Raw genomic sequence first — 26,120 nt, forward strand, 5'->3', positions numbered from 1 at the left:
GATTCCGTCAGCCCCCCTTCAGGGCGCGGATGTTGGCGGCGTAGGCTTCGGGTCCGCCCTTGAAGACGGCGGAGCCGGCGACCAGGGCCGTGGCCCCGGCGGCGACGCACTGCGGCGCCGTGACCGGGGTGACCCCGCCGTCGACTTCCAGCTGGATGTCCAGGCCGGCGGCGTCGATCATCTTGCGCAGGCGCTCGATCTTGCGGAGCTGGCTGGAGATGAAGCTCTGGCCGCCAAAGCCCGGGTTCACCGTCATGACCAGCAGCTGGTCGACGTCCTCCAGGATCCACTCGACGTACTCGACCGGCGCCGACGGGTTGAACACCACCCCGGCCTTGGCGCCCAGCTCGCGGATGCGCTTCAGCGAGCGGTGCAGATGCGGACCGGCTTCCGGATGGATGGTGACGATGTCGGCGCCCGCCGAGATGAAGGCTTCCAGGTACGGATCGACCGGCGCGATCATCAGGTGGACGTCGAACGGGATCTTCACGTGCGGCCGCAGGGCCTTCACCACGTCCGGACCGATGGTGATGTTCGGCACGAAGTGGCCGTCCATCACGTCGATATGGACCCAGTCGGCGCCGGCGGCCTCGATGGCGCGGCACTCCTCCCCGAGCTTGGCGAAGTCTGAGGCGAGGATGGACGGGGCGATGATCGGCGTGGACATGTCCTCGCTCTAAACGCGTGCGCCCGGCGGGACAAGGATGCGACCGATCAGAACCGCTTAGGGTTCGCACCCAACACCGGTCATCCCGGCTGAAAAGGGAGGTGGCCAAGCCTAGGAACCAATTGCCCCCCACCCTGATCAGAAGCGTCTGACCATGCGCGCCGCGAAGAAGCCGTCGACGCCGCCGTCGACATGCTGCGGCAGCAGCCGCAGCCAACCGTCCGCGGTGCTGGCCTCCGGCGCGCCGCCTTCGCCGGCCTCGATCGGGACCAGGTCGAAGTCGGGCCGGCGTTGCAGGAAGGCGCGGATCTGGGCTTCGCCCTCCTCCGGCTCCAGCGAACAGACGCAGTAGACCAGGCGGCCCTTGGGCTTCACCCGGTCGGCGGCGCTGTCGAGCAGGCGGCGCTGCACCGCGGCCAGCTTGGGGATGTCGGCCGGCGAAGCGGCCCACAGCACGTCGGGGTGGCGGCGGAAGGTGCCGGTGGCCGAGCAGGGCGCATCCAGCAGCACTGCATCGAACTTGCGCGTGTCGTCCCACAGGATGCCGTCGGCGGCGACCGTCTCGGCCTCAAGCCCGATGCGGGCCAGGTTCTCGCGCACCCGCTTCAGCCGCTCGGCCGAGCGATCGACGGCGACCGTCGCGGCGCCGGCGGCGGCCAGCTGCAGCGTCTTGCCGCCCGGGGCAGCGCAGAGATCGAGCGCGATCTCGCCCGGCTTGATATCCAGCAGGCGGGCCGGGAGGGCCGCGCCGGCGTCCTGGACCCACCAGCGCCCCTCCTCGAAGGCGGGCCATTCGGCGACATCGCCGCGCCGCGCGGTGCGGACCGAGCCGCCGGGCAGGACCTGGCCCTCGACCAGGACGGCCACGGCGTCGGCGTCATCGGCGGCCTTGACCGACAGATCGGTCGCGGGCTCCTGGGCGATCACGGCGGCGACGGCCCGGGCTGTTTCGGCGCCATAGGCGGCCTGCCAGCGGGCCAGCAGCCAGGGCGGCGCCAGGGTCTCGGGATCGTCGGCGGGCGGTCCATCGCGCAGAAGCCCGCGCAGGACGGCGTTGACCAGGCCCTTGAACGGCCGCGTCGCCTTCGACCGGTCCGTCAGGGCGACGATCGTCGAGACGGCGGCGTGGTCGGGCACGTCCAGCCAGAACAGCTGGGCCATGCCGATGCGCAGCAGGCTGCGCACTCGCTCCGGCGGCTCGCGGTTGAGCTTGCCGCCCAGGGCGCGATCGATCGTCCCCAGCCGGCGCAGCGTCGCCATGGTCAGGGCGCGGGCGAAGGCGCGCTCGCGCGGGTCCAGCCGCTGCGAGGCGGGAGCGGAGAAGGCCTCGTCCAGTCCCGCGCGGCGGGCCAGGGCGGCCTCGAGGTAGGTCACGGCGGCTTCCCGGGCGGGCAGGCCGGCCTGTTCGATCTCTGTCACGCGCGCCCCGTGCCCTGTCCTGTCGCCCGGCGCAAGGGGCGATCCGGTCGCGCCCCCTTCGCAAGACTGCTAAACTACGGCCATGAGTAGCGACGACGACAGCAACGGCCTGCCGCCGGGTGGAAACCCGGACAAGCGCCTGACCCCGGCCGCCCGCCGCGCCCTGGAGGAGGCGGCCGCCCGCCGCGCCGCCGAGGCTCAGGCCGCCCTTCCGCCAGAGGAAGGCGGCCGCAACGGCCCCGAGCCCACCCGCTTCGGCGACTGGGAACTGAAGGGCCGGGCGGTGGATTTCTAAGGCGCCGCTCGCGTCGAAGGCGCAAGCGGTCGCGTGCGGCCGGGCCATTCGTTAACGTCCGCCCGGTCGAAGATTACGGAGTGGACCCATGGCGGCGAAGAACCTCCCGCGACTGGCCCTGCCCCTTCTGGGCGCCTTGCTGTTCGCCGGAGCCGCGACGGCCCAGCCCTACGATCACGGGTATGACTACGGCGGTTACCGCTACGACGGCTATGGCTACGAACGCGGCTACGAGCGCGGCTCGTACGAGGCCCGCGCCTATGAGAACGACGGTCGCGGCTGGCGCGAGACCTACCGGGACGGCGACGCCTGGCATTCCGACTACGGCTACGACGACGACCGGGCCGACTACGCGCCGCCGCCCTGCGACTGGCGTTGCGGTCGCGACTACGGCCACGGCTACGGCTACCGCGGCGGCGAGGTCGCCCTGTCCGACGGCTTCTTCTACAGCGGCCTGACCGGCGGCGTCGGACCGTCCTGGGGCGGCGGGGGTTACTATCGCTACGGCGGCCGGGGCGTGATCATCGTGAACTCGAGCGCCTCGGCCTCGGCGTCCGCCTATGCCTACGCCAACGCCCGCTCGAGCGTCAGCATCAGCCGCAGCGGCGGCGGTTGCTGCCGCTAGGTCCCGGCCATCTCCTCGACGATGCGCAGCGCCGCCGCCCGCGGATCGGCGGCGGCGGTGATCGGCCGGCCGCAGACCAGGTGGCTGGCCCCGTTCCTCAGGGCCTCGGCCGGCGTCGCCGCCCGGGCCTGATCGTCGGCGCCGGCCCAGGCCGGACGCACGCCCGGCGTGACCACCAGGAAGTCCGGGCCGCCGATCTTGCGCGCCAGGGCCGCCTCGTGCGGGCTGGCCACCACCCCGTCCGCGCCGGCGTCGATCACCTGGCGGATGCGGCGCTCGACCAGCTGCTCCACGCCCATGCCGTAGCCGATCTCGGCCAGGTCCTGGCCGCTCAGGCTGGTCAGCACGGTGACGCCGAGAATCCGCGCCGAGGTCTCGCCGCCCCGGCCCTTCACCGCCGCTTTCAGCACCTGGGGCTGGGCGTGGACGGTGAGCAGGTCGCAAGACCCGGTTCCGACGATGGCGGCGGTCGCCTTCTCCACCGTCGCGCCGATGTCGTGCAGCTTCCAGTCCAGGAACACCTGGCGGCCGCGAGCCTTCAGGTCACGGGCCATGTCCATGCCGCCGACGGCCAACATCTGCAGCCCGATCTTGTAGAAGTTGACGCTGTCGCCCAACGCCTCGACCATGGCCTCCGCTTCGGCTCGGCTGGGGAGGTCGAGGGGGATGATCAGGCGCGGATCGGCGGACATGAGAAATCTCTCTCGCGAACGAGCGCGCGCCGATCGGCGCGGGCGGTTTGATTTGGGCTAAGGGCGTTCCATGAGCCTTACGGAATACGGCGTCAACTTCTTCGTCGCGATGTTCGCGCTGCTCGACCCGATCGGGAACGTGCCGGTGTTCGCCGCCGCGACCGCCGGCGCCCTGGCGGCGGGACGTCGCTGGGTGGCGGTCTACATCTCGCTGTTCGCCTTCGGCTTCATGACCTTCTTCTTCTTCAGCGGCCTGGCGCTGCTGGAGTTCTTCGGCATCTCGCTGCCGGCCTTCCGGATCGCCGGCGGGGTGATCCTGTTCCTGATGGGTCTGGAGATGGCGCGGGACGACTTCACCGCCATGTTCGCCGACGCCGCAGAGGGGGCCGACTCGGAGGGGCCGCGCGCCTACGCCCGCCGCCGGTTCGAACGGCTGGTGGTGCCCTTCGCCATGCCGCTGCTCATCGGCCCTGGCGCGATCTCGACGGTGGTCATCTATTCCAGCGAGGCCAAGAAGTTCGGTCTGCAGGGCCTGGCCACGGGCGTCGGCGCGATCGCCGCCGTCTCGCTGGTGACCATGCTCTGCTTCTGGCTGACCCCGGCGATCAGCAAGCTGCTGGGCCGCATCGGCCTGACCATCATCGTTCGGGTGCTGGGTCTGATCCTGTGCGCCATGGCGGTGCAGTTCGTGATCGTCGGCATCGCCGACACCACCCGCAACGTGATCCTCAAGGACGTCTCGGCGCCCTACGCCCAGAAGAAGTAGAGCCGTTCGCCTAGACCTTGCGGAAGCGCGCGCCCTGGCTGGCCATCAGGGCCAGGCCCCAGTCGTCGGGCAGCACCTTGGCGAGGGCCGCGATCGCCTTGTTCGGCACGCCGGTGACACAGACCGGCCGATTGGCCTCCGCCGCCTCGTAGCCGGCCGCCGCGACCTCGTCGGCGCCCAGCCACAGCCAGTCGGGCGTCGACTGGCTGATCTGGGTCCGCGTGCCGTTGACGTCATGGAACTCGGAGTAGGTGAAGCCGGGGCAGAGGGCGGTGACGTGCACGCCGGTCGACAGGTTTTCCAGATGCAGGCTCTGGGACAGCTTCACCAGATAGCTTTTCACCGCCGCGTACTGGGTATGTCCGGCCGAGCCGGGGGCCAGGCCGGCCAGCGAGGCGACGTTCACGATCCGGCCGAAGCGGCGTTGGATCATGCCGGGCGACACGCGATGGGCCAGCTCCGACGGCGCGACCAGCATGACCTGCAGCATCTCGCGCTGGGCCGCCCATTCGGAGTCGGCATAGCTCCCCGGCAGGCCATAGCCGGCGTTGTTGACCAGGGCGTCGACGACCCGTCCGTGGGCGGCCAGGTCCTCCATGACCACGCGCGGCGCGTCGGGATCGGCCAGGTCGGCCGGGATCACCAGCGCCTCGACCCCGAACCGCAGCCGGATCTCCCCGGCCAACGCCTCCAGCCGCTCGGCGCGACGCGCCGTCAAGGCGACGTCATAGCCGTGGCTGGCGTAGATGCGGGCGAAGGCGGCGCCGATGCCGGCGGAGGCGCCGGTCACCAGCGCGAGACGGCGGACCATGCAGGCTGGCCTTTCCAGTCCAGGGCGAAACAGGGCCGGAGATTGGCGCGGCCGCTACAGCTCGCGCAAGGGTCGTTCGAGCAGATCGGCGACGGTGATCCGGGCCAACCGCTCAGAGGCGGCGGTGTCGGCGGCGGTGATGGCGGCGCTCACCGCCTCGGGGATCCGCTCCCCCACGGGGCAACCCTTGGCGCCCGGCGGGGCGACGCCCAGGTGGGTGCAGCCGCCCACGGCCTTGAGCACTCTGTCGAGCTTGATGCTCTCGGGGGGTGCTTGAGCCAGGCGCCGCCGCCCGCGCCGGCGCGGGTGTCGATCAGGCCGGCCTTGGCGAGCATGGCCGTCACGCGCCGCACGACGACCGGATTGGTCGGCATCGAGGCGGCGAGTTCAGCGCTGGACACAGCCCGCTCGGCCTCCGTGGCCGACTTGTGAGCCAGGTAAGCGAGGGCGTGCGCCGCGACCGGAAATTTTTGACTGTCGGACATGGCGAAGGAATAGGTAGGAACACCTTGGCTCCGGCGCCATTAAATTCGACGCTGCGGTTCCGCAACGACCGCATTGAACGCGCCGCGGTTTGGGTCTATGGCGCGCACCGCATTCGCTTGGGGCGCCTGCCCGCGGGGTTTTCCCGTGGCGGTCCCGGAGAGACTTGATGGCTTCCGAGGCCCCTGGCGCACCCAAGACCGATAAGGCGGCGCCGCACACCCCGCACAATCCGCACGGCGACTCCAGCAAGCCCCAGGGCTTCCTGGCGCTGGCGCTCGGCTCGATCGGGGTCGTCTTCGGCGACATCGGCACGAGCCCGCTCTACGCTATGCGCGAGGCGCTCCATCACACGCGCAGCGACGTGGCCACCGAGCTTTCGGTGCTGGGCGTCGTGTCGCTGGTGATCTGGGCCCTGATGCTGATCGTCACGGTCAAGTACGTCGTCCTGCTGATGCGGGCCGACAACAAGGGCGAAGGCGGCACCCTGGCCCTGATGGCCCTGGCCCGCCGGACGCTGACCAAACAGACCGGCAAGCGCTCCGCGACGGTCTTCTTCCTCGGCGTGATCGGCGCGGCGCTGTTCTACGGCGACGGCATCATCACCCCCGCGATCTCGGTGCTCTCGGCCATGGAGGGCCTGAAGGACGCGCCGGGCCTGGGCCACCGGGTCGAGCCGCTGATCCTGCCGATCTCCGCCGGCATCCTGATCGCCCTGTTCGCCGTACAGTCGCGCGGCACCCACCGGGTGGCGTCGCTGTTCGGCCCGATCACCCTGGTCTGGTTCCTGGTCCTGGGCGGACTGGGCCTCTACCACATGTTCCAGGACCTCGGGCACAGCACCGGCCGCTCGGTGTTCTGGGCGCTGAACCCCTACTACGGCATCCGCTTCCTGTTCGAGAACGGCTTCCTGGGCTTCGTCATCCTGGGCAGCGTCTTCCTGGCGGTGACCGGGGCCGAGGCGCTCTACGCCGACATGGGCCACTTCGGCAAAGGCCCGATCCGCGCCTCCTGGGCGTTCGTGGTCTTCCCCTGTCTGGCGCTGAACTACCTGGGCCAGGGCGCCATGATCCTGGCGCACCCCGAGACGGCGACAAACCCGTTCTGGCAGATGGTCCCGCAGGTGGTCTACTGGCCGGTCCTGGTGCTGGGCGCCTGCGCCACCGTCATCGCCAGCCAGGCGGTGATCACCGGCGCCTTCTCGGTCACCCAGCAGGCGGTGCAGCTGGGCCTGCTGCCGCGCATCGACATCCGCCGCACCAGCGAGACCCAGGCCGGCCAGATCTTCGTGCCCCAGGTCAACACCATGCTGATGATCGGCGTGCTGGTGCTGCTGTTCAGCTTCCAGACCTCCAGCAAGCTGGCCTCGGCCTACGGCATCGCCGTCACCGGCTCGATGTTCGTCGACACCCTGCTGGCCTTCGTCATCGTCAAGGCGGCCTGGAAGTGGACCTGGCCGGCGACGCTGGCGCTGCTGATCCCGCTGGTCGCCATCGACCTGACCTTCATTTCCTCGAACCTGCTGAAGATCCCCGACGGCGCCTGGATGCCGCTGGTGTTCGGCGCGGTGCTGGTGCTGATCATGTGGACCTGGACCAAGGGCGCCCAGATCCTCACCGACAAGACCCGGCGCGATTCGGTGCCGCTGGCCGACCTGATCGACATCCTGAAGGCCCGCGCCCCGCATCGGGCGCCCGGCACGGCCATCTTCCTGACCAGCGACCCGGAGATGACCCCGGTCGCGCTCATGCACAACCTCAAGCACAACAAGGTCCTGCACGAGAAGAACATCATCGCCACGGTGCGCACCGCCGAGACGCCGCGAGTGCCCGAGCGCGAGCGGGTGAAGATCGAGCCCGTCAACGAGGACTTCAAGAAGCTGATCCTGACCTACGGCTTCATGGAAAGCCCCAACGTGCCCAAGGCCCTGGCCCTGTGCCGCAAGCAGGGGCTGAAGTTCGACATCATGGCGACCAGCTTCTTCCTGGGCCGGCGCTCGGTGATCGCCTCGGCGCACAGCGGCATGCCCCTGTGGCAGGACAAGCTGTTCATCTTCCTGATGCGCAACGCGGCCAACCCGACCGACTTCTTCAAGATCCCGCCCGGACGGGTGGTGGAGCTCGGCGCCCAGGTCACGGTATAGTCCCGCATGGTTCACGCTCTTTCGCTCGCGGGCGACGTCTTCTGGATTCTCGCCCTGGCGCTGATGGCGTCGTTCACCCTGGCCGCCTGGAAGCGCATTCCTGGCGACGCCAAGGTCCCGGTGCTGTGGAAGGGCATGACCGCCACGGTCCGGGCGCCCCGCGCCGCGGCGCTGCTGACCCTGCCGATCCTGGCCTTCGCGATCGGGATCTGGCTGAAGCTGGAAAGCCGCGGCGCCGGCCTGGATCTCGAGAACGCCGTCATCGGCCTGCTGGTCCGGGTCACCCTGGCCCCGCTGTTCGCGCTGCTGCACATCGGCCGGGTCCACAAGGCCCTGGCCATCCTCGACGCCGAGGGCGGCCTCGGCCCGGCCCGATAAGCGCCACAAACGCCGCCTCTCGATAGCGGCATGATCGCCCGCCGCGCCCTGCTCGCCGCCGCCCCCGCCCTCGCCCTGCCGGCCTGGGCCGAGACGCCCTGGCCCGCTCGCCTGGTCGCCGCCGCCAGGGCCCAGGTCGGACGCACGGTCCTGTACGACCCGACCTACGTTCGGCTGGCCTATCCCGGCGGCGACGTTCCGATCGAGCGCGGCGTCTGCACCGACGTGATCATCCGCGCCTACCGCACCGCCTTCGGCCTCGACCTGCAGAGACTGGTTCACGAGGACATGGCGCGCAGCTTCGCCGCCTATCCCAGGACCTGGGGCCTGACGCGGCCGGACCGCAACATCGACCATCGCCGCGTGCCGAACCTGGAGACCTTCCTGCGACGCAAGGGCGCGGCCGTGCCGCTGGAGGGCGCCTGGAAGGCCGGGGATCTCGTCACCCAGCGCCTGGCCGGAAACCTGCCGCACATCGTCATCGTCGCCCAGGACGGGCCCGCGAGCGCCTCGCCGCGGGTGATCCACAACATCGGCGGGGGGGCCCGACTTGAGCCCCTGCCGTCCGCGAGAAACATCGCCCGCTTCCGTTTCGCGCCCCAACCGGCCTGAACGGGGTTGACCCCGGGCCCGGAAGGCCGTTGAACGCGCGCGACTTATCCACCCCCTCAGGAAGCCGCCCGTGTCCGCCGACAAGAAGTCCATCAAGAAGGTCGTTCTCGCCTATTCGGGCGGCCTCGACACCTCGATCATCCTCAAGTGGCTGCAGACCGAATACGGCGCGGAGGTGATCACCTTCACCGCCGACCTCGGCCAGGGCGAGGAGATCGAGCCGGCCCGCGCCAAGGCCCTGGCCGCCGGCGTGAAGCCCGAGAACATCTTCATCGAGGACGTCCGCGAGGAGTTCGTCCGCGACTACGTCTTCCCGATGTTCCGCGCCAACACCGTCTACGAGGGCCAGTACCTGCTCGGCACCTCGATCGCGCGGCCGCTGATCGCCAAGAAGCAGATCGAGATCGCCCGCAAGATGGGCGCCGACGCGGTCAGCCACGGCGCCACCGGCAAGGGCAACGACCAGGTCCGCTTCGAGCTCGGCTACTACGGCCTGGAGCCCGACATCACCGTCGTCGCGCCCTGGCGCGAATGGGACTTCAAGTCCCGCGAGGCCCTGCTGGACTTCGCCGAGAAGCACCAGATCCAGATCACCAAGGACAAGCGCGGCGAGGCGCCGTTCAGCGTCGACGCCAACCTGCTGCACAGCAGCTCGGAAGGTAAGGTCCTGGAGGACCCGGCCGTCGAGGCGCCCGAGTTCGTCCACATGCGCACGATCGCGCCCGAGGACGCGCCGGACCAGCCGACCATCATCACCATCGACTTCGAGAAGGGCGACCCGGTCGCCATCGACGGCGTCGCCATGTCGCCGGCCACGCTGCTGACCAGGCTGAACGAGCTGGGCCGCGACAACGGCGTCGGCCGCCTGGACCTGGTCGAGAACCGCTTCGTCGGCATGAAGTCGCGCGGCGTCTACGAGACCCCCGGCGGCACGATCCTGCTGGCCGCCCACCGCGGCATCGAGTCCATCACGCTGGACCGCGGCGCGATGCACCTGAAGGACGAGCTGATGCCGAAGTACGCATCGCTGGTCTACAATGGCTTCTGGTTCTCGCCCGAGCGCGAGATGCTGCAGGCCGCGATCGACTACAGCCAGGCTAAGGTCGCCGGCCAGGTGCGGGTGAAGCTCTACAAGGGCAACGTCACGGTCATCGGCCGCACCAGCCCCTACAGCCTGTACGACCAGGACCTGGTCACCTTCGAGGAAGGCAAGGTCGCCTACGACCACCGCGACGCCGGCGGCTTCATCAAGCTGAACGCCCTGCGCCTGCGGGTGCTGGCGAAGCGGGACAAGCGCGGGTAGTCCCCGCGAATCCTCTCCCACCGGGAGAGGGGGACCATCCGAAGGATGGTGGAGAGGGTCCAACGCGGCGCCGCTCCACCACCTTCAACCAGCACCTTAGACCCCCTCCGCCATCCCTGCGGGATGGTCCCCCTCCCCCACCGGGGAGGAGAGAGGCGGGGCGGCGAACGCCTTCAGGGCCGATCCGCCGCCAGCCGGATCACGTGCCCGTTCCGGTCGTCCGCGATCCAGATCGAGCCGTCCGCCGCCTGGGCCAGGCCGACCGGCGCGCCCAGCGGCCGGATCCCGGCGACGGCGTTCCAGCCCGGCGTCAGGACCAGCGGCTCGGCCGCCGGCGCCGGATAGCGCTTCCACACCACCTTGCCGTCGACGCCGTACTCCGGATAGCGCGCGCCCGCCTTCACCACCGGCGCGCCCTTGTCGTCCAGCTCGAGCGCCACGACCCGGCCCCCGGCCGCGCGGTAGCCGTGGTAGCTGAGCAGCAGCCGACCCTTGAGCTGGGGCAACATCGCCCCGTCATAGATCAGCGCCCCCAGCGGCGCGGCATGCGGCGGCAACAGGCTGGCCGGCTTGGCGTGCGCCGCCGAGGCGCAATCGAGCGGCGACCGCCCCTTCCAGGCCGGCGTGACGGCGGTCAGGTCGTAGCAATAGGGCCAGCCGTAATCCTTGCCGCGGACCAGCAGGTTCAGCTCCTCGAACGGCGTGTCGGCCTTCGGCGCGAAGTCGTAGCTGTTCTCGGCCTGGAGCAATGCGCCCGACGGATGCCGCGCCAGGGCCAGACTGTTGCGCAGTCCGCGAGCGAGGGTCTCGAACTTCGGGTCCCACCGCCCCTCGCCCAGATAGCGGTAGCGGCGCACCGAGGCCTGGGCGTCAGGGCCCTCGCGCTCGGCGCAGCGCGGACCCGCGGGCCTGCCCTTGGGCGCGCATTGGTCGCTGGGGGCGCCGACGTTGACGATCAGGCTGCCGTCGCCGTCGAAGACGAAGTTGGACAGCGGATGGCGATTGGCGTGCAGCCGGTTGTCGGGCAGGCCGTCGACCACGACCTCGACCGTCGCCGCCGGATCGGGCGCCTCGGGGTCGAAACGGAAGATGCGGCTCATCTCGCCGACATAGAGTCGGCCGTCCGGGCCGACGCCCAGGCCGTGCGGCATGGTCAGCTTGCGCAGCAGCGGGGTCAGCTCCGGCGTCTTGCCCGGCGTCGCGCGGAGCCGCCAGACCGACCCCTTGCCCGGATCCCAGCCGCCCAGGTCGACGACGATCCAGTCGCCGCTCTTCAGCTGAACCAACGTGCGCGGCAGGCGCAGCGTGCGAATGGAAAGACCCCGGCCCTCCGGCGGCGTCAGCACCAGGCCCGCGCATGTTCCGGGCGCGGTCTCGATCGGCAGCCGGGGCCAGCCGTCGCAGGTCTTGCCCGGATCAACCGCATAGGGCGCCGCCTCGACGGCGGGCGCGGCCAACAAGGGCGACAGAAGCAGCGCGAGCGCCGCGAGAAGACGTTTCATCGAAGGTGTCCAGCGGGAAGCGGCCGGATGCTACGTCACGAGTCGAGCTTGTTGTAGGGGAAGCGATCCCGGATCATCTCGGCGAAGAACCCGCCCCTGGACGCTGCGGTCAGGAAACTGCGATGCACCTCGCCCGGCACGCCGACATAGACGTATCGGTCGCCGTCCGAGAATCGCACGTAGAGCTTCTGATGCTCGTCCTCGTACTCGATGTCGGTGATGGCGGTCGACGCCGTGAGCATGGCCGTCCTTCCTCGTTCCGTTCCTGCTAAACCCTCCGCTCCCGGCGGGGTTCCGAGGGATCGCGAAGCGTGACAGGCTCGCGCTCGAGCGGCGCAGACCGCCCGGGAAAGGACGCCGTCATGCAGCCCCACGCCTACGTCGCCATCGTCACCCTGCTCTCCCTGCTGGTCTACGCCTGGATGGGGATCCGGGTCGCCCGCGCCCGGGCCAAGAGCGGAATCGCCGCGCCCGTCATGACCGGCGACCCGATCCTGGAGCGCCACATCCGGGTGCAGGCCAACACCCTGGAATGGCTGCCCATCTTCCTGCCGTCGCTGTGGCTCTTCGCGCTGTACTGGAACGACCTGGCCGCCGCGGTCGTCGGGGCGATCTGGATCGTCGGGCGGATCGTCTACGCCCTGGGCTATGTCGCCGATCCGAAGAAGCGCGAGGCCGGCTTCCTGATCCAGACCCTGGCCTGCGCGGTGCTGCTGTTCGGCGCCCTGGGCCGGGCCGTCTGGGTGCTGTTCCTCACCACCTAGCCTGACCCGCCGAGCGCGGCTATAGCCGCGCCCATGAGCCTCGCCGTCAACCCGACCTACTACCTGCCCTTCCTCGGCGCGATGGCGATGATGGCGATCAGCCCGGGACCGGCGAACACCTTCGCCGTCGCCACCGGAATGCAGCGCGGCCACCGCCAGGCCCTGCTCGCGGTCGCCGGCATGAACACCGCCAGCCTGCTCTGGTTCGCCGCGGCGGCGCTGGGGCTCGGCGCGTTGATGACCGCCTATCCCAAGGTGTTCCACTGGCTGTCGATGGCCGGAGCGGTCTACGTCGCCTGGCTGGGGCTGAAGTCGGTCTGGTCGGCGATTCGCCCGGAGCCGGAGCCGGCGAAGGACGAAGCCGCGCCCGCGCCGAAGGGCGGTCGGGCGGCCTTCATCGACGGCTTCTCGGTCCAGCTGACCAATCCCAAGGTTCTGGTCTTCTTCGCCGGGGTCCTGATCCCGATGCTGGACCCCAAGCTGCCGATCCCGGGCCAGCTGCCGATCTACGCCGCCACCACCATCACCATGGACGTCCTGGCCATGGGCGCCTACGGCCTCGGCGGCGCGGCCCTGTCCGCCCGCATGAGCGAGCCCCGCTTCCGGCGCGGCTTTTCGTTCGTGATCGGAGCGTTGCTGATCGGCGTCGCCGTCATGATCCTCTTGCGCGGATAACGAGAAGACCCTTGGCGCAACCGGCTTCCGGCGCCATTTGTTCTGCCAAGGGGACGAACCACGGGGCAGACCGCGACGCGATCGGCTCCGGCTTGGAGTGACGACCATGACCCTAAGGGCAAGAACCCTAGCGGTGATGCTGGCGGCGGCGACGGCGCTGAGCGCCTGCGCGACGGCCACCCCCTACCAGCCCAACATTCCGGGGCAGCAGGTCTCCGGCGGCTTCTCCGAGGATCGGATCGAGCAGAATCGCTTCCGGATCAGCTTCGCCGGCAACACCCTGACCTCGCGCGACACCGTCGAGCGCTACCTGCTCTACCGCGCCGCCGAGCTGACGGTCGGCGAGGGGTACGACTGGTTCACGCTGGTCGACCGCGCCACCGACCGCAAGTCCCGCACCTATGTCGACCCCGGCCCCGCCTACGGTCCCTACGGATACGGCTACTGGCGGCCCTACTGGCGCTACTACGGTCCGAGCTGGGGCTGGCGCGCCTGGGATCCCTGGTACGGCGATCCGTTCTGGGCCGATCGCATGGACGTCCGCACGGTCGAGAAGTTCGAGGCCACCGCCGAGGTCGTGCTCGGCAAAGGCCCCAAGCCGACCGACGATCCCCGCGCGTTCAACGCCCGCGAGGTGATGGCCAATCTCGGCCCGGGCATCCAGCGCCCGGCCAGCCACTAGCCGAAAAAAAAGGGCGGCCCTCGCGAGCCGCCCTTGATCGTCGACGATGACGCGCAGCTTAGCGCGGCGCCATCCGGATCGAGCCGTCCAGGCGGACGTCCTCGCCGTTGAAGTAGCCGTTGCGGACCATCTCCAGCGCCAGCGAGGCGTACTCTTGCGGCATGCCCAGACGCTTGGGGAAGGGCACGCTGGCGGCCAGCGCGGCCTTCACAGCTTCCGGGGCGCCGTTCATCAGCGGCGTCTCGAAGATGCCCGGCAGGATGGTGTTGACGCGGATGCCTTCGCTGGCGAGGTCGCGCGCGATCGGCAGGGTCATGCCGACGACGCCGCCCTTGGACGCCGAGTAGGCGGCCTGGCCCATCTGGCCGTCTTCGGCCGCGACCGAGGCGGTGTTGACGATGGCGCCACGCTCGCCGTCGATCGGCTCCAGGTCCAGCATGCCCTTCGCCGACTTGGCGATGCAGCGGAAGGTGCCGATCAGGTTGATCTGGATGATCATGTCGAAATGGGCCAGCGGGAAGTGCTTGGTCTCGCCGGTGTTCTTGTCGCGGCTGGCGGTCTTGGCGGCGTTGCCGGTGCCGGCGCAGTTGACCAGGATGCGTTCCTGGCCGTGGGCGGCGCGGGCCTTCTCGAAGCCGGCGTCGACGTCGTCGTCGGAGGTCACGTTGACCTTGCAGAAGACGCCGCCGATGTCAGCGGCGACAGCTTGGCCCTTCTCTTCGTTCATGTCGAAGATGGCGACCTTGACGCCCTGGGCCGCGAGGGCGCGGGCGGTGGCTTCGCCGAGGCCGGAGGCCCCGCCCGTGACGACGGCGGCGATGGAGGAATCAAGCTTCATGGACGGCTCCCCGTGCATTGTGTTGAATGGACTTCGAACAGCGGTTTAGCCCTATGAGCGCCAATTCCAAGCCGTCACCCGACGTCAACTCCGTGATTGATCCGTCCAAGGCCCTCGTGCCCGAGACGGTGAAGGTCAACGAGGTGCGTGTCGCCAGGGGCTTCTGGCCCAAGATCCGCCGCGTCGCGACGAAGATTCCCTTCGCCGCCGACGCCCTGGCGGTGTGGTGGTGCGCGCGCGATCCGGACACCCCGACGGCGGCCAAGGGCATGATGATCGCCGCCCTCGCCTATTTCGTGCTGCCGACGGATGCGATTCCCGACATCCTGGCGGGCGTCGGGTTCACCGACGACGCGGCGGTGTTCGCTGCGCTGCTGGCGATCGTGGGCAAGAATCTGAAGCCCAAGCACCGCGAGGCGGCGCAAACGTTTCTGAGGAAGGTCGGCGGCGAGGAATGATCCAGGGGCTGTGGGGGGCGTCGGCGCTGGCGGCGCTGGCGTATGGATTCGTTCTGGTCGGGCGTGAGCCGTCGGCCGCGCGGACGACGATCAAGACCATCGCGGTGGCGGCGCTGGCCGTGCTGGCGCTGCTGCATGGCGCGCCTTGGCTGCTGATCGCGGGCCTCGCCGCCTGCGCGCTGGGCGACGCCTTCCTGGCCGGGGATCCGAAGCGCTGGCTGCCATTCGGCCTGTTCAGCTTCCTGGTCGGCCATGTGCTGTACATCTTCCTGTTCGCCAACCTGCGCGATCCCTACAGCGAGATCACCGGCGTCCAGCTGGCGATCCTCGCCGTGATCGCCGTGGCCGGCGCGGCGATGCTGGCCTTCCTGTGGAAGTCGCTCGGCGCGATGCGGCCGGCGGTGATCCTCTATGTGATCGCGATCGCGGTGATGACCGGATCCAGCTTCCTGCTGTCGGGCGCCTATTGGCCGGTGATGGCCGGCTCGGTCGCCTTCATGGCCTCCGATTCGGTGCTGGCCATGAACCTGTTCCGGCAGGAGGTGCTGTTCGGCTCGAAGCGCGCCACCGACTGGGCGGTGTGGTTCCTCTACTACGGAGCCCAGGTCGGCATCGCCTGGCCGTTCATCGTCAGCTGACCGCCCGCCCCTTTCGGGCCAGCTGCAGCTCGCGCAGGGTGATGAACAGGGTCGAGCCGACCACGATGGCCGCCCCGGCGATGGTCGCCCAGGTCGGGATCTCGTGGAACACCAGGAAGCCGATCGCCGCGCTGAACACCAGCCGGGTGTAGTCGATCGGCGCCATGGCCGCAGCGTCGCCGATCTGCATGCCCTTGATGTAGCAGCCCTGGGTGATGGTCCCCAACACGCCCATCAGCGCCAGCAGCAGGAGGTCGAACGGCTCGGGCCAGCGCCAGACGAACAGCGCCGGCGGGATCGAGAAGGCCAGGCCCAGCGCCGCCGACCAGACCAGCAGGGTGAAGGGGCTGTGATCGCGGGTCATCACCTTCATGCCGGTGATGGTCAGGGCGAAGCCCAGGGCCGAGGCCAGGGCCGCCATCTGGCCCCAGCCGAAACCGTGGCCCGGCGCGCCGGGCTGGAGCATGACCAGCACCCCGACGAACCCGACCAGGGCGGCGGCGATGCGCAGCGGCCCCAGCTTCTCGTGCAGCACGAAGAAGGCCAGCGGCACCAGCCACAGCGTCCGGGTGAACGACAGGGCGTTGGCCTCGGCCAGCGGCAGCACCTGGAAGGCGTAGAAGCTGAGGATCATCGCCAGGGTGCCGACCGACGACCGGAAGAACAGGATCCCCGGCCGCGTGGTGCGGAAGGCGCCCTTCCAGTCCCTCAGGATCATCGGCGCCAGCACGATGAGGCCGGCCGCCTGCCGATAGAAGGTCTGCAGCGCGGCCGGATAGTCGTCCCCGAGGAACTTGATCAGGGTCGTCATCGCCGTGAAGCCCAACGCCGAAGCCAGCATCCACAGCGCGCCCCGGACGTTCGGGGCGAGCCTGGGACGCTCGGACAGCGGTTCTACTGGAGGGGCTTCCTCGGGCACGTTTCGATCAGCTGGCGCGTTGAGCGGCCATCGCCGCGCGCATCTGCTCGGCCTGTTCGGGGGAGATGCCAAGGGCCTGCAGGATCGGACTCCCCACCGTGGGGTCCCAGCTGCCGCGCCCGCCGATGGTGATGCCGCCGTCGACCACCATGTGGGTCCCGGTCACGAACAGCGAGTCGTCGCAGGCCAGGTACAGGGCGGCGCGGGCGATATCCTCGGGCATGCCGGCCTTGGGGATCGGCTGGATCTTCGGACCGATCTCCTCGACGCGGGCGGCCATCTGGTCGGCGACCTCGCGCGGCAGACCCAGCGACGCGCCGAAGATCGAGGTGGCGATCAGGCCGGGGCAGATGGCGTTGACACGGATCTTTTGCGGCGACAGCTCGGCCGCGGCGCAACGCGACAGGTGGATCACCGCGCACTTCGCCGCCGAATAGGCCAACGGCCCGAAACCCGCCTGGAGGCCGGCGATCGAGGCGGTGTTGATGATCGAGCCGCCGCCGCGCGCGACCATCAACGGCACGGCGTGCTTCATGCCCAGCGCCGGTCCCTTGACCAGCAGGGCGAAGGTGGCGTCCCAGCCCTCGGCGTCCATGTCCGCCACGCCGGTGGGCACGCCGCCATGGCCGGCGTTGTTGAACAGCACGTCCAACCCGCCGAAGCTATCGGCCGCCAACTTCACCGCCTTGGCGATGTCGGCTTCCTGGGTCACGTCGCAGCGGGCGTAGCGGACGCGGTCGGGGAACCGCTTTTCCAGCATCGCGCCCTTCTCGTCCTGCAGGTCGGCGGCGACGACCGACGCCCCCTCCGCCACGAACAGCTCCACCGCGCCCAGGCCGATGCCCGACGCGCCCCCGGTGATAAGGGCGACCTTGCCCTCCAGACGTCCCGCCATGTCTTGTTTCCCTTTTCCCTAGTCCGATTGTCCCCGCGAAAGCGGGGATCCAAGCCGAGCGGGCCGTGTTTCCGGCGCCTGCCCGTCTTGGATCAGCTTGGATCCCCGCTGGAGTTTATCCTCGGGCCGGCATTCGCCGGACCCGGGGGCGGGTTACGCGGTGGAAATCCCTACGGAACGACCACCACCTTGCCCATGGCCTTGCGGCTGGCCAGATGCGCGATCGCGTCGCCCGCCTTGGCCAGCGGGAAGGTCTCCGACACGTGCGGCTTGATCTTGCCCTCGGCGTACATCTGCATCAGCTGCCTGACGTTCTCCTGGTGCCCCTTGGGATCGCGGGCCACGGCCGCGCCCCAGAACACGCCGACGATGTCGCAGGACTTCAGCAGGGTCAGGTTCAGCGGCAGCTTGGGGATGCCGGCCGGGAAGCCGATGACCAGGAAGCGTCCGCCCCAGCCCGAGGCGCGGACCACGGCCTCGGCGTAGTCGCCGCCCACCGCGTCATAGGCCACGTCCCAGCCCTCCGGGCCGCAGGCGTCCTTGAACAGCTGGGCCAACGCCTTCTGACCGTCCTTGTCGAACGGGCCCTTGGGGTAGACCACGCCGCTGTCGGCGCCGCGCGAGATGGCCAGGTCGACCTTCTCCTGGCTGGACGCGGCCGCGATCACCTTGGCGCCCATGGCCTTGCCCAGCTCGACGGCGGCCAGGCCGACGCCGCCCGCGGCGCCCAGCACCAGCAGGGTCTGGCCGGCCTTCAGATGGCCGCGGTCCTTCAGACCGTACCAGCTGGTGCCGTAGGTCATCATGAAGGCCGCCGCCTCCTCGAACGGCATGCTGTCGGGGATCGGGGTCACCCGGCCGGCGTCCAGCGCCACCTCCTCGGCCATGCCGCCCCAGCCGGTCGAGGCCAGCACCCGCTGGCCGATCTGCAGGCGGGAAACGCCCTCGCCGACGCTCTTGATCACGCCCGCGACCTCGCCGCCCGGCGCGAACGGGCGGTTCGGCTTGAACTGGTACTTGTCCTCGATGATCAGGACGTCAGGGTAGTTGACGCCGCAGGCCTTCACCGAAAGCACCACCTGGCCGGGGCCGGCTTCGGGGCTCGGCAGCTCCTCGAGGACCAGCGTCTCGGGTCCGCCCACCGTCTTGCTCAGCACCGCCTTCATGCCGTCTCTCCCGCGCTCTTTCATTGATCGGCCCGGAAGCGTATCGCGGGCTTGAATGGAAGTTATAGGCTGGAGCCTCGTCTTGGCGAACAATTGTTTGAGTCTCGTGATCCACGGCGGCGCTGGGGCCAAGCGCGGCCGCGACTACAGCGCCGAGATCGCCCACATGCGCGGCCTGGTCGAGTTGGGCCGCGACCGGCTGAAGGCCGGCGGCCTGGCGCTGGACGTAGCCGAGGAGATCGTCCGCGAGCTGGAGTCTTCGGGTCTCTACGTCGCCGGCCGCGGCGCCTCGCCCAACACCGCCGGGGCCTATGAGCTGGACGCCTGCCTGATGGACGGCGCCACCGCCCGCGCCGGCTCGGTGGCCGCGCTGCAGGGCTTCGAGAGCCCGGTCGCCGTCGCCCGTGCGATCATGGACTGGACCCCGCACGTGATGCTGGCCGGCGACGGCGCCGCGCGCTTCGCCGAAGCCCAGGGCCTGGCCAGGATCGCCGACCCGGCCGCCTGGTTCACCCACGCCGGCCTGGACGAGTCCAACCACCCGCCGGGGGTCCTGGCCCATGGCACGGTCGGCTGCGTGGTCCGCGACGGCGAGGGCCGACTGGCGGCCGCGACCTCGACCGGCGGCGTGTTCGGCAAGCTGCCCGGCCGGGTCGGCGACTCCCCGGTGATCGGCGCCGGCGGCTGGGCGGACGAGACCGTCGCCGTCAGCTGCACCGGGCAAGGCGAGTACTTCCTGCGCGTCGCCGCGGCGTCGCAGGTCGCCCATCGCATGAAGTTCGGCGGCCAGTCCCTCGCCGAGGCGACCGACGCGGTCCTGGCCCAGATCAAGGCCCTGGGCGGCGAAGGCGGCCTGATCGCCGTCGACAAGGACGGCAACGTGGCGATGCCCTACGTCAGCGCGGGCATGAAGCGCGCGGCGCTGACGCCCGACGGAAAGATCGTCTCGGCGGCGTTCTAGCGAGGATCGCGCTGCCAATCTTCCAGCGCGTGCCGCACCCTCAAGATGAGAATGTCCTCACCATCAACGACGTAGACGATGATGTGAGACCTGAACGGGTGGATACGCACGGGAGGCCTGAGTTCAGTGTGCTCCCGGGCGGCGAACGGGTATGCAGCCAGGACGCTCAGCGTCCGTCTTAGGTCGGCATAGTATCGCTCGGCTTGCGCTTCACCGAATTGGCCAGCACCTTCGACATAAAGTCGAATGATGTCCTCGTCGGCTTTGCGAGAAAGCCTAAAGCCCATGTTTCTCGCGGGCGCGGGTGCGAGCGTCCTCCAGTATCTCGTCCAGAGACCGCTCGCTCTCTCCGCTCTCGATGGCTTCATCGATGAGCTTCTGCATCGCCCTGAGCTTCGCTTCGCGCTCCTGATCCCTGCGGATCAGGTCGCGGACATAGTCGCTGGCGTTGCTGTAGCGACCGGTTTCCGCCCGGCCCTCGACCCATTCCTTCATGGCGTCGGGCAGGGAGACGTTCATCGTGGCCATGGGTTTACTCCTGACTGGCCGTCAGGATGACTCGATGGCAAAGTTTGTCAAACTTGGCGAATTGGGCTTCCGCTCCCATTTCTGTTATAGAGCCCCTCCTCCATACCTGTCCGGACACGTACCGCCTTGGGCGCGACCCTCGATCTTGCTCGCGCGACGCCCGCCGTCGCCCCCGTCAACCTTTCGGGCCTGACCCGGAAGCAGCTGGCGGCCGCCCTGGTCGAAGGCGGGGTCGTGCCCGAGACCAAGGCCAAGATGCGCGCCGGGCAGCTGTTCCGCTGGATCCACTTCCGCGGCGCGACCGACTTCGACCAGATGACCGACGTCGCCAAGGACACGCGCGCGGCGCTGGCCGAGCGATTCACCCTGGCCCGGCCGGAGATCGTCGAACGGCAGATCTCGCGCGACGGCACCCGCAAGTACCTGATCCGCGTCGCGCCGGGCATTGAGGTCGAGAGCGTCTACATCCCCGACGTCGGCCGGGTCGGCGCCCTGTGCGTGTCGAGCCAGGTCGGCTGCACGCTCAACTGCACCTTCTGCCACACCGGCACCCAGGCGCTGGTCCGCAACCTGACCGCCGGCGAGATCGTCGCCCAGGTCCAGGTGGCCAAGGACGACCTCGAGGAATGGGCCGTCGACGGCGAGGACCGCAAGCTCTCGAACATCGTCTTCATGGGCATGGGCGAGCCGCTCTACAATCTCGACAACGTCGCCGACGCCATCGAGATCATCAGCGACAACGAGGGCATCGGCATCTCGCGCCGGCGCATCACCGTCTCGACCAGCGGCGTGGTCCCGCAGCTGCAGGCGCTCGGCGCGAAGACCCAGGCCATGCTGGCCATCAGCCTGCACGCCACCAACGACCCGCTGCGCGACGTGCTGGTGCCGCTGAACAAGAAGTTCGACATCGCGACGCTGATGGAGGGGATCCGGAACTATCCGGGGATCTCCAACGCCCGGCGCGTGACCTTCGAGTACGTGATGCTCAAGGGCGTCAACGACAGCCCGGAGGAAGCCCGCGCCCTGGTCCAGCTGCTCAAGGGCGTGCCGGCGAAGATCAACCTGATCCCGTTCAATCCCTGGCCGGGCACGCAGTACGAATGCTCCGACTGGGGGACGATCGAGAAGTTCGCCGCCATCCTGAACCGCGCCGGCTACTCCAGCCCGATCCGCACGCCGCGCGGCCGCGACATCCTGGCCGCCTGCGGCCAGCTGAAGAGCGAGAGCGAGAAGGTCCGCGCCTCGGCCCGCCGCAAGCTCGAAGCCCCCGCCGAACTCGCTTCGAGCTAGAAGAGACCGCGCGCCGGCCCCCGCGCCGTGCTAACCCTAGTAACGCGCGTTTCTGTCGGGGTTTCGTGAATGCCGCCTCAGCTCCAGTCTCCTGAAATCCAGGCTTTCGCCACGGGTTTTCCCATCACCCTGGCCCATGCGGGCATGACCCTGGTGATTCTGATCGTCGGGGCGGCGCTCTACGCCCTGCTGACGCCACATCGCGAGATCCAGCTGATCCGCGAGGGCAACACCGCCGCCGCCATGTCGTTCGGCGCGGTTCTGGTCGGCCTGGCCATTCCGCTGTCGGTGTCGCTGTCGGCCTCGACCTCGCCGCTGGAGATGGGGCTGTGGGGCGCGACCATCATCGCCGTGCAGCTGCTGGTCTTCCGCGTCATCGACTTCATCCTGCACGGCCTGCCGCAGCGCATCCAGGAAGGCGAGATCTCGGCCGCCACCCTGCTGGTCGGGGCCAAGATCGCCAGCGCCCTGATTCTCGCCGCGGCGGTGCGCTGACCCCGCCATGCATTTCCCCCGGCTTCCCGACTGGCTGGTCTACCTGGCCGTGGTCGCGGCCCTGCTGATCGCGGCCGTGGGCCGGCGGGAGCGCGCGGACGCGCCGCCGCCGCCGCCGCCCGTGCCCGGCGAGGAGGGCGTGCCTCTGGGACCGTCGTCGCCGTTCGACCCGTCCGTGGTCGTGGAGGTGCCGGGCAAGCAGAAGCCGGGCACGGGCACGGCCTTCTCCGTCGCCGACACCGGCGTCTGGCTGACCGCCCGCCACGTCGTCGACGGCTGCAGCGAGACCGCCCTGGTCGTGGCCGAGGGGCGTGGCGTGGCGGCCCGGGTCCAGATCGACCCCTCCGGCGAGGCCGCCGTCCTGACCACCGAGGGCGGCGCCCCCGCCATGCCGCTGATGCACGCCGGCGCCCGGCTGAAGCGCGGCGACCTGGGCTACCACCCGGGCTTCCCGCAAGGCCGGCCCGGCGAGGCGGTGTCGCGCCTGTTGGGCCGCGAGAACCTGGTCGTGCGCGGCCGCGGCGCCCGCACCGAGCCGGTGCTGGTCTGGGCCGAGGTCGGCCGCACCGACAGCCTGAAGGGCACGCTCGCGGGCCTCTCGGGCGCGCCGGCGCTCGATTCGGCCGGCCGGGTGATCGGCGTCACCGTCGCCGAGGCCCCCCGCCGGGGTCGGATCTACACCACCGCGCCCGAGACCATGCTGAACGCCCTGCAGACGACGCGTCGCCGGGCCTCGAACTTCGCGGTCGGGGAGCCGATCAACGTCGAGAACTACGGCCGTGTCGCCGACGCTCTGCGCCGCGACCTGCGCGTCGCCCAGGTCGTCTGCCTGGCGACCTCCTAGGCTACGACTTCACCCTTGGCGGCCATCACCCGCGGCTGCCGCACGGCCACGGCGAAGGACAGCAGGATCGCCGCGACGCCGATCAGCGCCGAATAGAAGAAGAAGGTCATGTAGCCCGCGCCCAGGGCCTGGGCGCTGACGCCGAGCTTGGCCCCGGCGGCGCCGAAACTCTCCGGCGGCAGGCGGTCGAACAGCCCCTTGAACACCGCCGGCGGACCGCCCGCCTCGGCCATCTTGGCGGAGGCCTCGACCAGCCGCCCGGACTGTGACGCGATCAGCTTGCCGGGCAAGGCGTACAGCGACGAGAAAAGCGCATACTGGGTCGCCGTGAAGCCCGTCGTGGTCAGGCTCGACATGTAGGCGATCAGCGCCGTGCCGGCGACGCCGCCGGCCACGTTGTCGATGCCGATGGCCACGAACAGCGCCGGCACGTCATGCCCCGACATCGCCAGCCAGCCGAACGCCAGGTTGCTCAGCGGCTGGGCGAAGGCGCCCAGGATCAGCGCCTTCATCAGTCCGAACCGGGTGACGATCAGCCCGCCCAGGAACACCCCGACGATCGAGGCCGCGACCCCGAACACCTTGCGCACCTCGGCGATCTCGGTGAGCGAGAAGCCCAGGTCCCGGTAGAAGGGGTTCATGATGTTCAGGACGAAGTCCGACACCCGGTAGAGGCAGATGGTCGCCAGGATCAGCCCGGCCACGCCGGAGAAACGGCGGGTGAACTCGACCAGCGGCTCGCCCAGGGCGGTCGACATGTAGACGCCGGGCTTGGTCTTCACGCCGGGGATCGGCCAGGCGGCCAGGATCACCACGACCAGGCCGGCGGCGACGCCCGCCAGCTGCAGCCAGACGCCGTTGGGCTTGGCCTTCCAGGCCTCCGCGAGGGCTTCGCCGCCCACGACCTTGGACAGCAGTTCCGCATCGCCCGCCAGGCCCGAGCCGAGCAGCAGCGCGCCCAGCAGCATGATCCCCAGCCGCACGACCCATTCCAGGATCTGCAGCGCCTGAGGCTGGTTCACGCCCTCTGTGTGGATCGGCCGGACGGCGTGTTCCTTCTCGCGCGGCGCGCAGAGGGTGGCGGTCACGCCCACCAGCATCGCCACGGCCATGGCGGCGTAGGAGATGTTCCAGCCGAAATGTTCGGCCAGCAGCAGCGGCCCGGCGCCAGCCAGGACCATGGCGCCGCGATAGCCCCACTGCACCGCCACGACGAGCGGCCCCTGCCCCTCGGCGTCCGTCACTTCGATCCGCCAGGCGTCGATGACGATGTCCTGCGAGGCGGTGGCGAAGCCGACCGCCACGGCGACGGCCGCCATCAGCCCCAGGTTGGCCGCCGGATTGATCCCCGAGATCAGCCACAGGCCGACCATGATCGCCGCCTGGCAGACCAGCATCCAGGCGCGGCGATGGCCGAGCAGGCCGTGCAGCACCGGCACCCGCGTCCGGTCGATCAGCGGCGCCCACAGGAACTTGAACGAGAAGGATAGCGTCGCCAGGCTGAAGAAGCCGATCACCGCCAGCGACAAGCCGGCGTCGCGCAGCCACAGCGACAGGGTGTCGAAGATCAGCATGTAGGGCAGGCCGGAGCTGAACCCGAGCCCGAGCATCACCAGGCTGCGGCGCTCGCCGAACATGGCCAGGGACTGCAGCAGAGTCGGCTTCGCCCCGGATTCCGTGCTCATCGGCGTCGCTTCCCACCCTAGGAAAGGGGGCGCGGGCCCCGCAAATCAGGAGGCGACCTTGGCCTCTCCGGCGGCGTCCGTCCAGCCGACCCAGCGCGTCAGGACCGCGCGCAGGGCGCTCTCGGTCAGGGGCTTCACCAGGAAGTCGTCCATCCCCGCCGCCAGGCAGGCGCGGCGGTCGTCCTCGAAGGCGTCGGCGGTCAGGGCGATGATCGGCGTCTTCACGCCCCGCGCCCGCAGGGCCAGGGCCGCGTCGACCCCGGACATGCCCGGCATCCGCACGTCCATCAGCACCAGGTCGTAGCTGGCGGCGGCCAGGGCGGCGACGGCCTCCTCGCCGCTGGCGGCGCGGTCGACCTGGGCCCCTTCGCGCTGGAGCAGGGTGCGGGCCAGCAGGGCGTTGATCGGATTGTCCTCGGCCAGCAGCACCCGCGCGCCCGGCGCGGCGGCCGCGGCGGCGCGGTCGTCGTCCTGCGACGGGGCCGCAGCCGGCTCCGCCCCGACGGCGGCCAGCACGCGGGCGGCCAGGGAGGCCGAGCGTAGCGGCTTGATCAGATAGCCGGAGAAGCCCGCGGCCCGGGCCTTGGCGATGCGGCCGCGCTCGTCGGGCCGCAGCAGGATGATGCTCGCCCGACCCTCGGGCGCGCGCAGCGGCCGTTTCCCGGCCAGGGCGTTGTCGATCAGCAGCACGGCGTCCGTGGGGGCGGCGGCGATCAGGGCGTCCCGGTCGGCCGCCACCACCGCCCGGCCGCCCAGGCTTTCGACCTGACGCGCCGCGCCTTCGCGCAGGATCGAGTTGGGCGAGGCGATCCCGACGACCCGGCGCGCCAGAGGCCGAGCACGGACGGCCGGTCCCGCCGCCTCGAACGGCGCCTCGAACCAGAACTCCGCCCCACCGCCGGGCGCATCGGAGACCCCGACCTCGCCGCCCATCGCCTCGGCCAGGCGGCGGACGATGGCCAGTCCCAGTCCGGCGCCGCCGAGCGCGGCCGCGCCATGGGCCGGATCCGCATGGACGAACGGCTCGAAGATCCGCGCCCGGGCCGCCGCCGGGACGCCCGGCCCCGTGTCGCGCACCGTCAGGCGCATGCGCCGACGCGGCGCCGCCTCGGCGCTCAGCAGCACGCCGCCGGTCTCCGTGAACTTCACCGCGTTGCCCGCGAAGTTGAGCAGGATCTGCCGCAGCCGACCCTCGTCGGCCAGAACCGGCGGCAAGCCGGGCGCGACCGCCCAGGCGATCTCGACGCCCTTCTCCTGGGTGCGGGTGCTCATCAGCTCCGCCGCCTGGCGCAGCAGGTCGGCGGCCTCGACCGGCGCCGGATGCAGTTCGATCCGCCCCTCGCCCAGGCGCGCCAGGTCGAGCACGTCGTTGACCAGGGACAGCAGGTGGTCGCCGCTCTCGCGCAGGGCCGCGACATAGGCCTTCTGCTCGGCGGTCAGACGCGTGCCTTCCAGCAGGCGCGCCATGCCGAGCACCCCGTTCAGGGGCGTGCGGAACTCGTGGCTCAGCGTGGCCAGTTGCTCGGGCGTGATGGCGCGGGCTTTCTCGGGCATGGGACGAGCCTACTCGGCGCGGCTTAACGCCC

At 70.1% G+C, this 26,120-nt stretch carries 30 protein-coding genes and 1 pseudogene; 16 read left to right on the forward strand and 15 right to left on the reverse strand.

Features of this window, described 5'->3' with window-relative positions:
• Positions 1 to 7: 7 nt before the first annotated feature.
• Together rpe and CSW64_RS20990 are read right to left on the reverse strand one after the other, a co-directional pair.
• Positions 8 to 667 (reverse strand): ribulose-phosphate 3-epimerase, encoded by a 660-nt coding sequence (rpe, locus tag CSW64_RS20985; RefSeq protein WP_099623930.1) that lies wholly within the window; start codon positions 665 to 667, stop codon positions 8 to 10.
• 138 nt (positions 668 to 805) lie between these two features.
• On the reverse strand, positions 806 to 2,086 hold the full coding sequence (locus CSW64_RS20990; protein ID WP_099623931.1) for an RsmB/NOP family class I SAM-dependent RNA methyltransferase: 1,281 nt from the start codon (positions 2,084 to 2,086) through the stop codon (positions 806 to 808).
• An 82-nt stretch (positions 2,087 to 2,168) separates the two neighbouring features.
• Between CSW64_RS20990 and CSW64_RS20995 the strand changes: the two genes are divergently transcribed.
• A complete protein-coding gene (locus tag CSW64_RS20995; RefSeq protein WP_099623932.1) occupies positions 2,169 to 2,381 on the forward strand; it encodes a DUF1674 domain-containing protein in 213 nt (70 codons plus the stop codon).
• An 88-nt stretch (positions 2,382 to 2,469) separates the two neighbouring features.
• Complete coding sequence (locus CSW64_RS21000) at positions 2,470 to 3,006, forward strand: hypothetical protein (RefSeq protein WP_099623933.1); 537 nt, start codon at positions 2,470 to 2,472, stop codon at positions 3,004 to 3,006.
• Here the strand turns inward: CSW64_RS21000 and pyrF are convergent.
• Positions 3,003 to 3,698 (reverse strand): orotidine-5'-phosphate decarboxylase, encoded by a 696-nt coding sequence (gene pyrF, locus CSW64_RS21005; RefSeq protein ID WP_099623934.1) that lies wholly within the window; start codon positions 3,696 to 3,698, stop codon positions 3,003 to 3,005. The genes CSW64_RS21000 and pyrF overlap by 4 nt on opposite strands.
• A gap of 70 nt (positions 3,699 to 3,768) precedes the next feature.
• On the opposite strand from pyrF, the gene CSW64_RS21010 reads away from it, so the two are divergent.
• A complete protein-coding gene (locus CSW64_RS21010) occupies positions 3,769 to 4,464 on the forward strand; it encodes a MarC family protein (protein WP_099623935.1) in 696 nt (231 codons plus the stop codon).
• A gap of 10 nt (positions 4,465 to 4,474) precedes the next feature.
• Here the strand turns inward: CSW64_RS21010 and CSW64_RS21015 are convergent, their stop codons facing one another.
• A complete protein-coding gene (locus tag CSW64_RS21015) occupies positions 4,475 to 5,275 on the reverse strand; it encodes an SDR family NAD(P)-dependent oxidoreductase (protein ID WP_099623936.1) in 801 nt (266 codons plus the stop codon).
• A 54-nt stretch (positions 5,276 to 5,329) separates the two neighbouring features.
• Positions 5,330 to 5,760, reverse strand: a pseudogene (locus tag CSW64_RS21020) (Rrf2 family transcriptional regulator).
• 167 nt (positions 5,761 to 5,927) lie between these two features.
• Between CSW64_RS21020 and CSW64_RS21025 the strand changes: the two are divergent.
• From CSW64_RS21025 to CSW64_RS21040, 4 genes are all read left to right on the forward strand, one after another.
• Positions 5,928 to 7,901 carry a potassium transporter Kup gene (locus tag CSW64_RS21025; protein WP_099623937.1) on the forward strand — a complete coding sequence of 658 codons (1,974 nt, stop codon included), beginning with the start codon at positions 5,928 to 5,930 and terminating at the stop codon, positions 7,899 to 7,901.
• Between the two features lie 6 nt (positions 7,902 to 7,907).
• Positions 7,908 to 8,279: a hypothetical protein gene (locus tag CSW64_RS21030; RefSeq protein WP_099623938.1), complete on the forward strand. Its 372-nt coding sequence runs from the start codon at positions 7,908 to 7,910 to the stop codon at positions 8,277 to 8,279.
• Positions 8,280 to 8,309: 30 nt separating this feature from the next.
• Complete coding sequence (locus tag CSW64_RS21035; protein WP_099623939.1) at positions 8,310 to 8,891, forward strand: DUF1287 domain-containing protein; 582 nt, start codon at positions 8,310 to 8,312, stop codon at positions 8,889 to 8,891.
• 70 nt (positions 8,892 to 8,961) lie between these two features.
• Complete coding sequence (locus CSW64_RS21040; RefSeq protein WP_099623940.1) at positions 8,962 to 10,194, forward strand: argininosuccinate synthase; 1,233 nt, start codon at positions 8,962 to 8,964, stop codon at positions 10,192 to 10,194.
• Between the two features lie 173 nt (positions 10,195 to 10,367).
• Here the strand turns inward: CSW64_RS21040 and CSW64_RS21045 are convergent, their stop codons facing one another.
• Positions 10,368 to 11,696: a PQQ-dependent sugar dehydrogenase gene (locus tag CSW64_RS21045; protein ID WP_099623941.1), complete on the reverse strand. Its 1,329-nt coding sequence runs from the start codon at positions 11,694 to 11,696 to the stop codon at positions 10,368 to 10,370.
• A 35-nt stretch (positions 11,697 to 11,731) separates the two neighbouring features.
• On the reverse strand, positions 11,732 to 11,938 hold the full coding sequence (locus CSW64_RS21050; protein WP_099623942.1) for a KTSC domain-containing protein: 207 nt from the start codon (positions 11,936 to 11,938) through the stop codon (positions 11,732 to 11,734).
• Between the two features lie 120 nt (positions 11,939 to 12,058).
• Between CSW64_RS21050 and CSW64_RS21055 the strand changes: the two genes are divergently transcribed.
• The 3 genes from CSW64_RS21055 to CSW64_RS21065 all read left to right on the forward strand — a co-directional run bounded on the left by CSW64_RS21055 (position 12,059) and on the right by CSW64_RS21065 (position 13,817).
• Complete coding sequence (locus tag CSW64_RS21055) at positions 12,059 to 12,460, forward strand: MAPEG family protein (RefSeq protein ID WP_099623943.1); 402 nt, start codon at positions 12,059 to 12,061, stop codon at positions 12,458 to 12,460.
• A 33-nt stretch (positions 12,461 to 12,493) separates the two neighbouring features.
• Positions 12,494 to 13,135: a LysE family translocator gene (locus CSW64_RS21060; RefSeq protein ID WP_099623944.1), complete on the forward strand. Its 642-nt coding sequence runs from the start codon at positions 12,494 to 12,496 to the stop codon at positions 13,133 to 13,135.
• A gap of 106 nt (positions 13,136 to 13,241) precedes the next feature.
• Positions 13,242 to 13,817, forward strand: coding sequence for a CC0125/CC1285 family lipoprotein (locus tag CSW64_RS21065; protein WP_099623945.1), 576 nt, complete (start codon positions 13,242 to 13,244; stop codon positions 13,815 to 13,817).
• Positions 13,818 to 13,875: 58 nt separating this feature from the next.
• Here CSW64_RS21065 and CSW64_RS21070 read toward each other — a convergent pair whose 3' ends face one another.
• Positions 13,876 to 14,655: an SDR family NAD(P)-dependent oxidoreductase gene (locus tag CSW64_RS21070; protein WP_099623946.1), complete on the reverse strand. Its 780-nt coding sequence runs from the start codon at positions 14,653 to 14,655 to the stop codon at positions 13,876 to 13,878.
• Positions 14,656 to 14,708: 53 nt separating this feature from the next.
• On the opposite strand from CSW64_RS21070, the gene CSW64_RS21075 reads away from it, so the two are divergent.
• Together CSW64_RS21075 and CSW64_RS21080 are read left to right on the forward strand one after the other, a co-directional pair.
• Positions 14,709 to 15,113 carry a YkvA family protein gene (locus CSW64_RS21075; protein ID WP_099623947.1) on the forward strand — a complete coding sequence of 135 codons (405 nt, stop codon included), beginning with the start codon at positions 14,709 to 14,711 and terminating at the stop codon, positions 15,111 to 15,113.
• Positions 15,110 to 15,751: a lysoplasmalogenase gene (locus CSW64_RS21080; protein WP_099623948.1), complete on the forward strand. Its 642-nt coding sequence runs from the start codon at positions 15,110 to 15,112 to the stop codon at positions 15,749 to 15,751. Before CSW64_RS21075 ends, CSW64_RS21080 begins: the two co-directional genes overlap by 4 nt.
• Here the strand turns inward: CSW64_RS21080 and CSW64_RS21085 are convergent.
• The 3 genes from CSW64_RS21085 to CSW64_RS21095 all read right to left on the reverse strand — a co-directional run bounded on the left by CSW64_RS21085 (position 15,744) and on the right by CSW64_RS21095 (position 18,731).
• On the reverse strand, positions 15,744 to 16,670 hold the full coding sequence (locus tag CSW64_RS21085) for a DMT family transporter (RefSeq protein ID WP_425430357.1): 927 nt from the start codon (positions 16,668 to 16,670) through the stop codon (positions 15,744 to 15,746). The two genes, CSW64_RS21080 and CSW64_RS21085, sit on opposite strands and share 8 nt — an antisense overlap.
• A gap of 7 nt (positions 16,671 to 16,677) precedes the next feature.
• Positions 16,678 to 17,565, reverse strand: a complete 888-nt coding sequence (locus CSW64_RS21090; protein ID WP_099623950.1) for an SDR family NAD(P)-dependent oxidoreductase — start codon at positions 17,563 to 17,565, stop codon at positions 16,678 to 16,680.
• Between the two features lie 170 nt (positions 17,566 to 17,735).
• Positions 17,736 to 18,731 carry an NADPH:quinone oxidoreductase family protein gene (locus CSW64_RS21095; protein ID WP_099623951.1) on the reverse strand — a complete coding sequence of 332 codons (996 nt, stop codon included), beginning with the start codon at positions 18,729 to 18,731 and terminating at the stop codon, positions 17,736 to 17,738.
• Between the two features lie 55 nt (positions 18,732 to 18,786).
• On the opposite strand from CSW64_RS21095, the gene CSW64_RS21100 reads away from it, so the two are divergent.
• Complete coding sequence (locus CSW64_RS21100) at positions 18,787 to 19,692, forward strand: isoaspartyl peptidase/L-asparaginase family protein (protein WP_425430358.1); 906 nt, start codon at positions 18,787 to 18,789, stop codon at positions 19,690 to 19,692.
• Here CSW64_RS21100 and CSW64_RS21105 read toward each other — a convergent pair.
• Positions 19,689 to 20,060, reverse strand: coding sequence for a type II toxin-antitoxin system RelE/ParE family toxin (locus CSW64_RS21105; RefSeq protein WP_342745833.1), 372 nt, complete (start codon positions 20,058 to 20,060; stop codon positions 19,689 to 19,691). The two genes, CSW64_RS21100 and CSW64_RS21105, sit on opposite strands and share 4 nt — an antisense overlap.
• A complete protein-coding gene (locus CSW64_RS21110; protein ID WP_099623954.1) occupies positions 19,969 to 20,220 on the reverse strand; it encodes a type II toxin-antitoxin system ParD family antitoxin in 252 nt (83 codons plus the stop codon). The genes CSW64_RS21105 and CSW64_RS21110 overlap by 92 nt, the downstream gene beginning before the upstream one ends.
• A gap of 126 nt (positions 20,221 to 20,346) precedes the next feature.
• Here CSW64_RS21110 and rlmN point away from each other — a divergent pair, with 126 nt between their 5' ends.
• The 3 genes from rlmN (at position 20,347) to CSW64_RS21125 (ending at position 22,849) form a co-directional block, all read left to right on the forward strand.
• Positions 20,347 to 21,510, forward strand: a complete 1,164-nt coding sequence (gene rlmN / locus CSW64_RS21115; protein ID WP_099623955.1) for a dual-specificity RNA methyltransferase RlmN — start codon at positions 20,347 to 20,349, stop codon at positions 21,508 to 21,510.
• Positions 21,511 to 21,579: 69 nt separating this feature from the next.
• Positions 21,580 to 22,005 (forward strand): DUF350 domain-containing protein, encoded by a 426-nt coding sequence (locus CSW64_RS21120; protein WP_099623956.1) that lies wholly within the window; start codon positions 21,580 to 21,582, stop codon positions 22,003 to 22,005.
• Between the two features lie 7 nt (positions 22,006 to 22,012).
• Entirely contained in the window at positions 22,013 to 22,849 is an 837-nt protein-coding gene (locus tag CSW64_RS21125) for a S1 family peptidase (protein ID WP_099623957.1), read from the forward strand.
• On the opposite strand, the gene CSW64_RS21130 is transcribed toward CSW64_RS21125, so the two are convergent.
• Together CSW64_RS21130 and CSW64_RS21135 are read right to left on the reverse strand one after the other, a co-directional pair.
• Positions 22,846 to 24,534 (reverse strand): AmpG family muropeptide MFS transporter, encoded by a 1,689-nt coding sequence (locus CSW64_RS21130; RefSeq protein ID WP_099623958.1) that lies wholly within the window; start codon positions 24,532 to 24,534, stop codon positions 22,846 to 22,848. The two genes, CSW64_RS21125 and CSW64_RS21130, sit on opposite strands and share 4 nt — an antisense overlap.
• Before the next feature lie 45 nt (positions 24,535 to 24,579).
• A complete protein-coding gene (locus tag CSW64_RS21135) occupies positions 24,580 to 26,088 on the reverse strand; it encodes a response regulator (protein ID WP_099623959.1) in 1,509 nt (502 codons plus the stop codon).
• Positions 26,089 to 26,120 lie beyond the last annotated feature (32 nt).

Source organism: Caulobacter mirabilis (assembly GCF_002749615.1).
In the GTDB taxonomy this organism is placed as follows: domain Bacteria; phylum Pseudomonadota; class Alphaproteobacteria; order Caulobacterales; family Caulobacteraceae; genus Caulobacter; species Caulobacter mirabilis.

Bases quoted from the DNA above. Each gene is read 5' to 3' on its own strand.
- rpe (WP_099623930.1), bottom strand. From the start codon at position 667: ATGTCCACGCCGATCATCGCCCCGTCCATCCTCGCCTCAGACTTCGCC.
- CSW64_RS20995 (WP_099623932.1), top strand. From the start codon at position 2,169: ATGAGTAGCGACGACGACAGCAACGGCCTGCCGCCGGGTGGAAACCCG.
- CSW64_RS21000 (WP_099623933.1), top strand. From the start codon at position 2,470: ATGGCGGCGAAGAACCTCCCGCGACTGGCCCTGCCCCTTCTGGGCGCC.
- pyrF (WP_099623934.1), bottom strand. From the start codon at position 3,698: ATGTCCGCCGATCCGCGCCTGATCATCCCCCTCGACCTCCCCAGCCGA.
- CSW64_RS21010 (WP_099623935.1), top strand. From the start codon at position 3,769: ATGAGCCTTACGGAATACGGCGTCAACTTCTTCGTCGCGATGTTCGCG.
- CSW64_RS21015 (WP_099623936.1), bottom strand. From the start codon at position 5,275: ATGGTCCGCCGTCTCGCGCTGGTGACCGGCGCCTCCGCCGGCATCGGC.
- CSW64_RS21025 (WP_099623937.1), top strand. From the start codon at position 5,928: ATGGCTTCCGAGGCCCCTGGCGCACCCAAGACCGATAAGGCGGCGCCG.
- CSW64_RS21030 (WP_099623938.1), top strand. From the start codon at position 7,908: ATGGTTCACGCTCTTTCGCTCGCGGGCGACGTCTTCTGGATTCTCGCC.
- CSW64_RS21035 (WP_099623939.1), top strand. From the start codon at position 8,310: ATGATCGCCCGCCGCGCCCTGCTCGCCGCCGCCCCCGCCCTCGCCCTG.
- CSW64_RS21045 (WP_099623941.1), bottom strand. From the start codon at position 11,696: ATGAAACGTCTTCTCGCGGCGCTCGCGCTGCTTCTGTCGCCCTTGTTG.
- CSW64_RS21050 (WP_099623942.1), bottom strand. From the start codon at position 11,938: ATGCTCACGGCGTCGACCGCCATCACCGACATCGAGTACGAGGACGAG.
- CSW64_RS21055 (WP_099623943.1), top strand. From the start codon at position 12,059: ATGCAGCCCCACGCCTACGTCGCCATCGTCACCCTGCTCTCCCTGCTG.
- CSW64_RS21060 (WP_099623944.1), top strand. From the start codon at position 12,494: ATGAGCCTCGCCGTCAACCCGACCTACTACCTGCCCTTCCTCGGCGCG.
- CSW64_RS21065 (WP_099623945.1), top strand. From the start codon at position 13,242: ATGACCCTAAGGGCAAGAACCCTAGCGGTGATGCTGGCGGCGGCGACG.
- CSW64_RS21070 (WP_099623946.1), bottom strand. From the start codon at position 14,655: ATGAAGCTTGATTCCTCCATCGCCGCCGTCGTCACGGGCGGGGCCTCC.
- CSW64_RS21075 (WP_099623947.1), top strand. From the start codon at position 14,709: ATGAGCGCCAATTCCAAGCCGTCACCCGACGTCAACTCCGTGATTGAT.
- CSW64_RS21080 (WP_099623948.1), top strand. From the start codon at position 15,110: ATGATCCAGGGGCTGTGGGGGGCGTCGGCGCTGGCGGCGCTGGCGTAT.
- CSW64_RS21090 (WP_099623950.1), bottom strand. From the start codon at position 17,565: ATGGCGGGACGTCTGGAGGGCAAGGTCGCCCTTATCACCGGGGGCGCG.
- CSW64_RS21095 (WP_099623951.1), bottom strand. From the start codon at position 18,731: ATGAAGGCGGTGCTGAGCAAGACGGTGGGCGGACCCGAGACGCTGGTC.
- CSW64_RS21100 (WP_425430358.1), top strand. From the start codon at position 18,787: ATGGAAGTTATAGGCTGGAGCCTCGTCTTGGCGAACAATTGTTTGAGT.
- CSW64_RS21105 (WP_342745833.1), bottom strand. From the start codon at position 20,060: ATGAAGCCATCGAGAGCGGAGAGAGCGAGCGGTCTCTGGACGAGATAC.
- CSW64_RS21110 (WP_099623954.1), bottom strand. From the start codon at position 20,220: ATGGCCACGATGAACGTCTCCCTGCCCGACGCCATGAAGGAATGGGTC.
- CSW64_RS21120 (WP_099623956.1), top strand. From the start codon at position 21,580: ATGCCGCCTCAGCTCCAGTCTCCTGAAATCCAGGCTTTCGCCACGGGT.
- CSW64_RS21125 (WP_099623957.1), top strand. From the start codon at position 22,013: ATGCATTTCCCCCGGCTTCCCGACTGGCTGGTCTACCTGGCCGTGGTC.
- CSW64_RS21130 (WP_099623958.1), bottom strand. From the start codon at position 24,534: ATGAGCACGGAATCCGGGGCGAAGCCGACTCTGCTGCAGTCCCTGGCC.
- CSW64_RS21135 (WP_099623959.1), bottom strand. From the start codon at position 26,088: ATGCCCGAGAAAGCCCGCGCCATCACGCCCGAGCAACTGGCCACGCTG.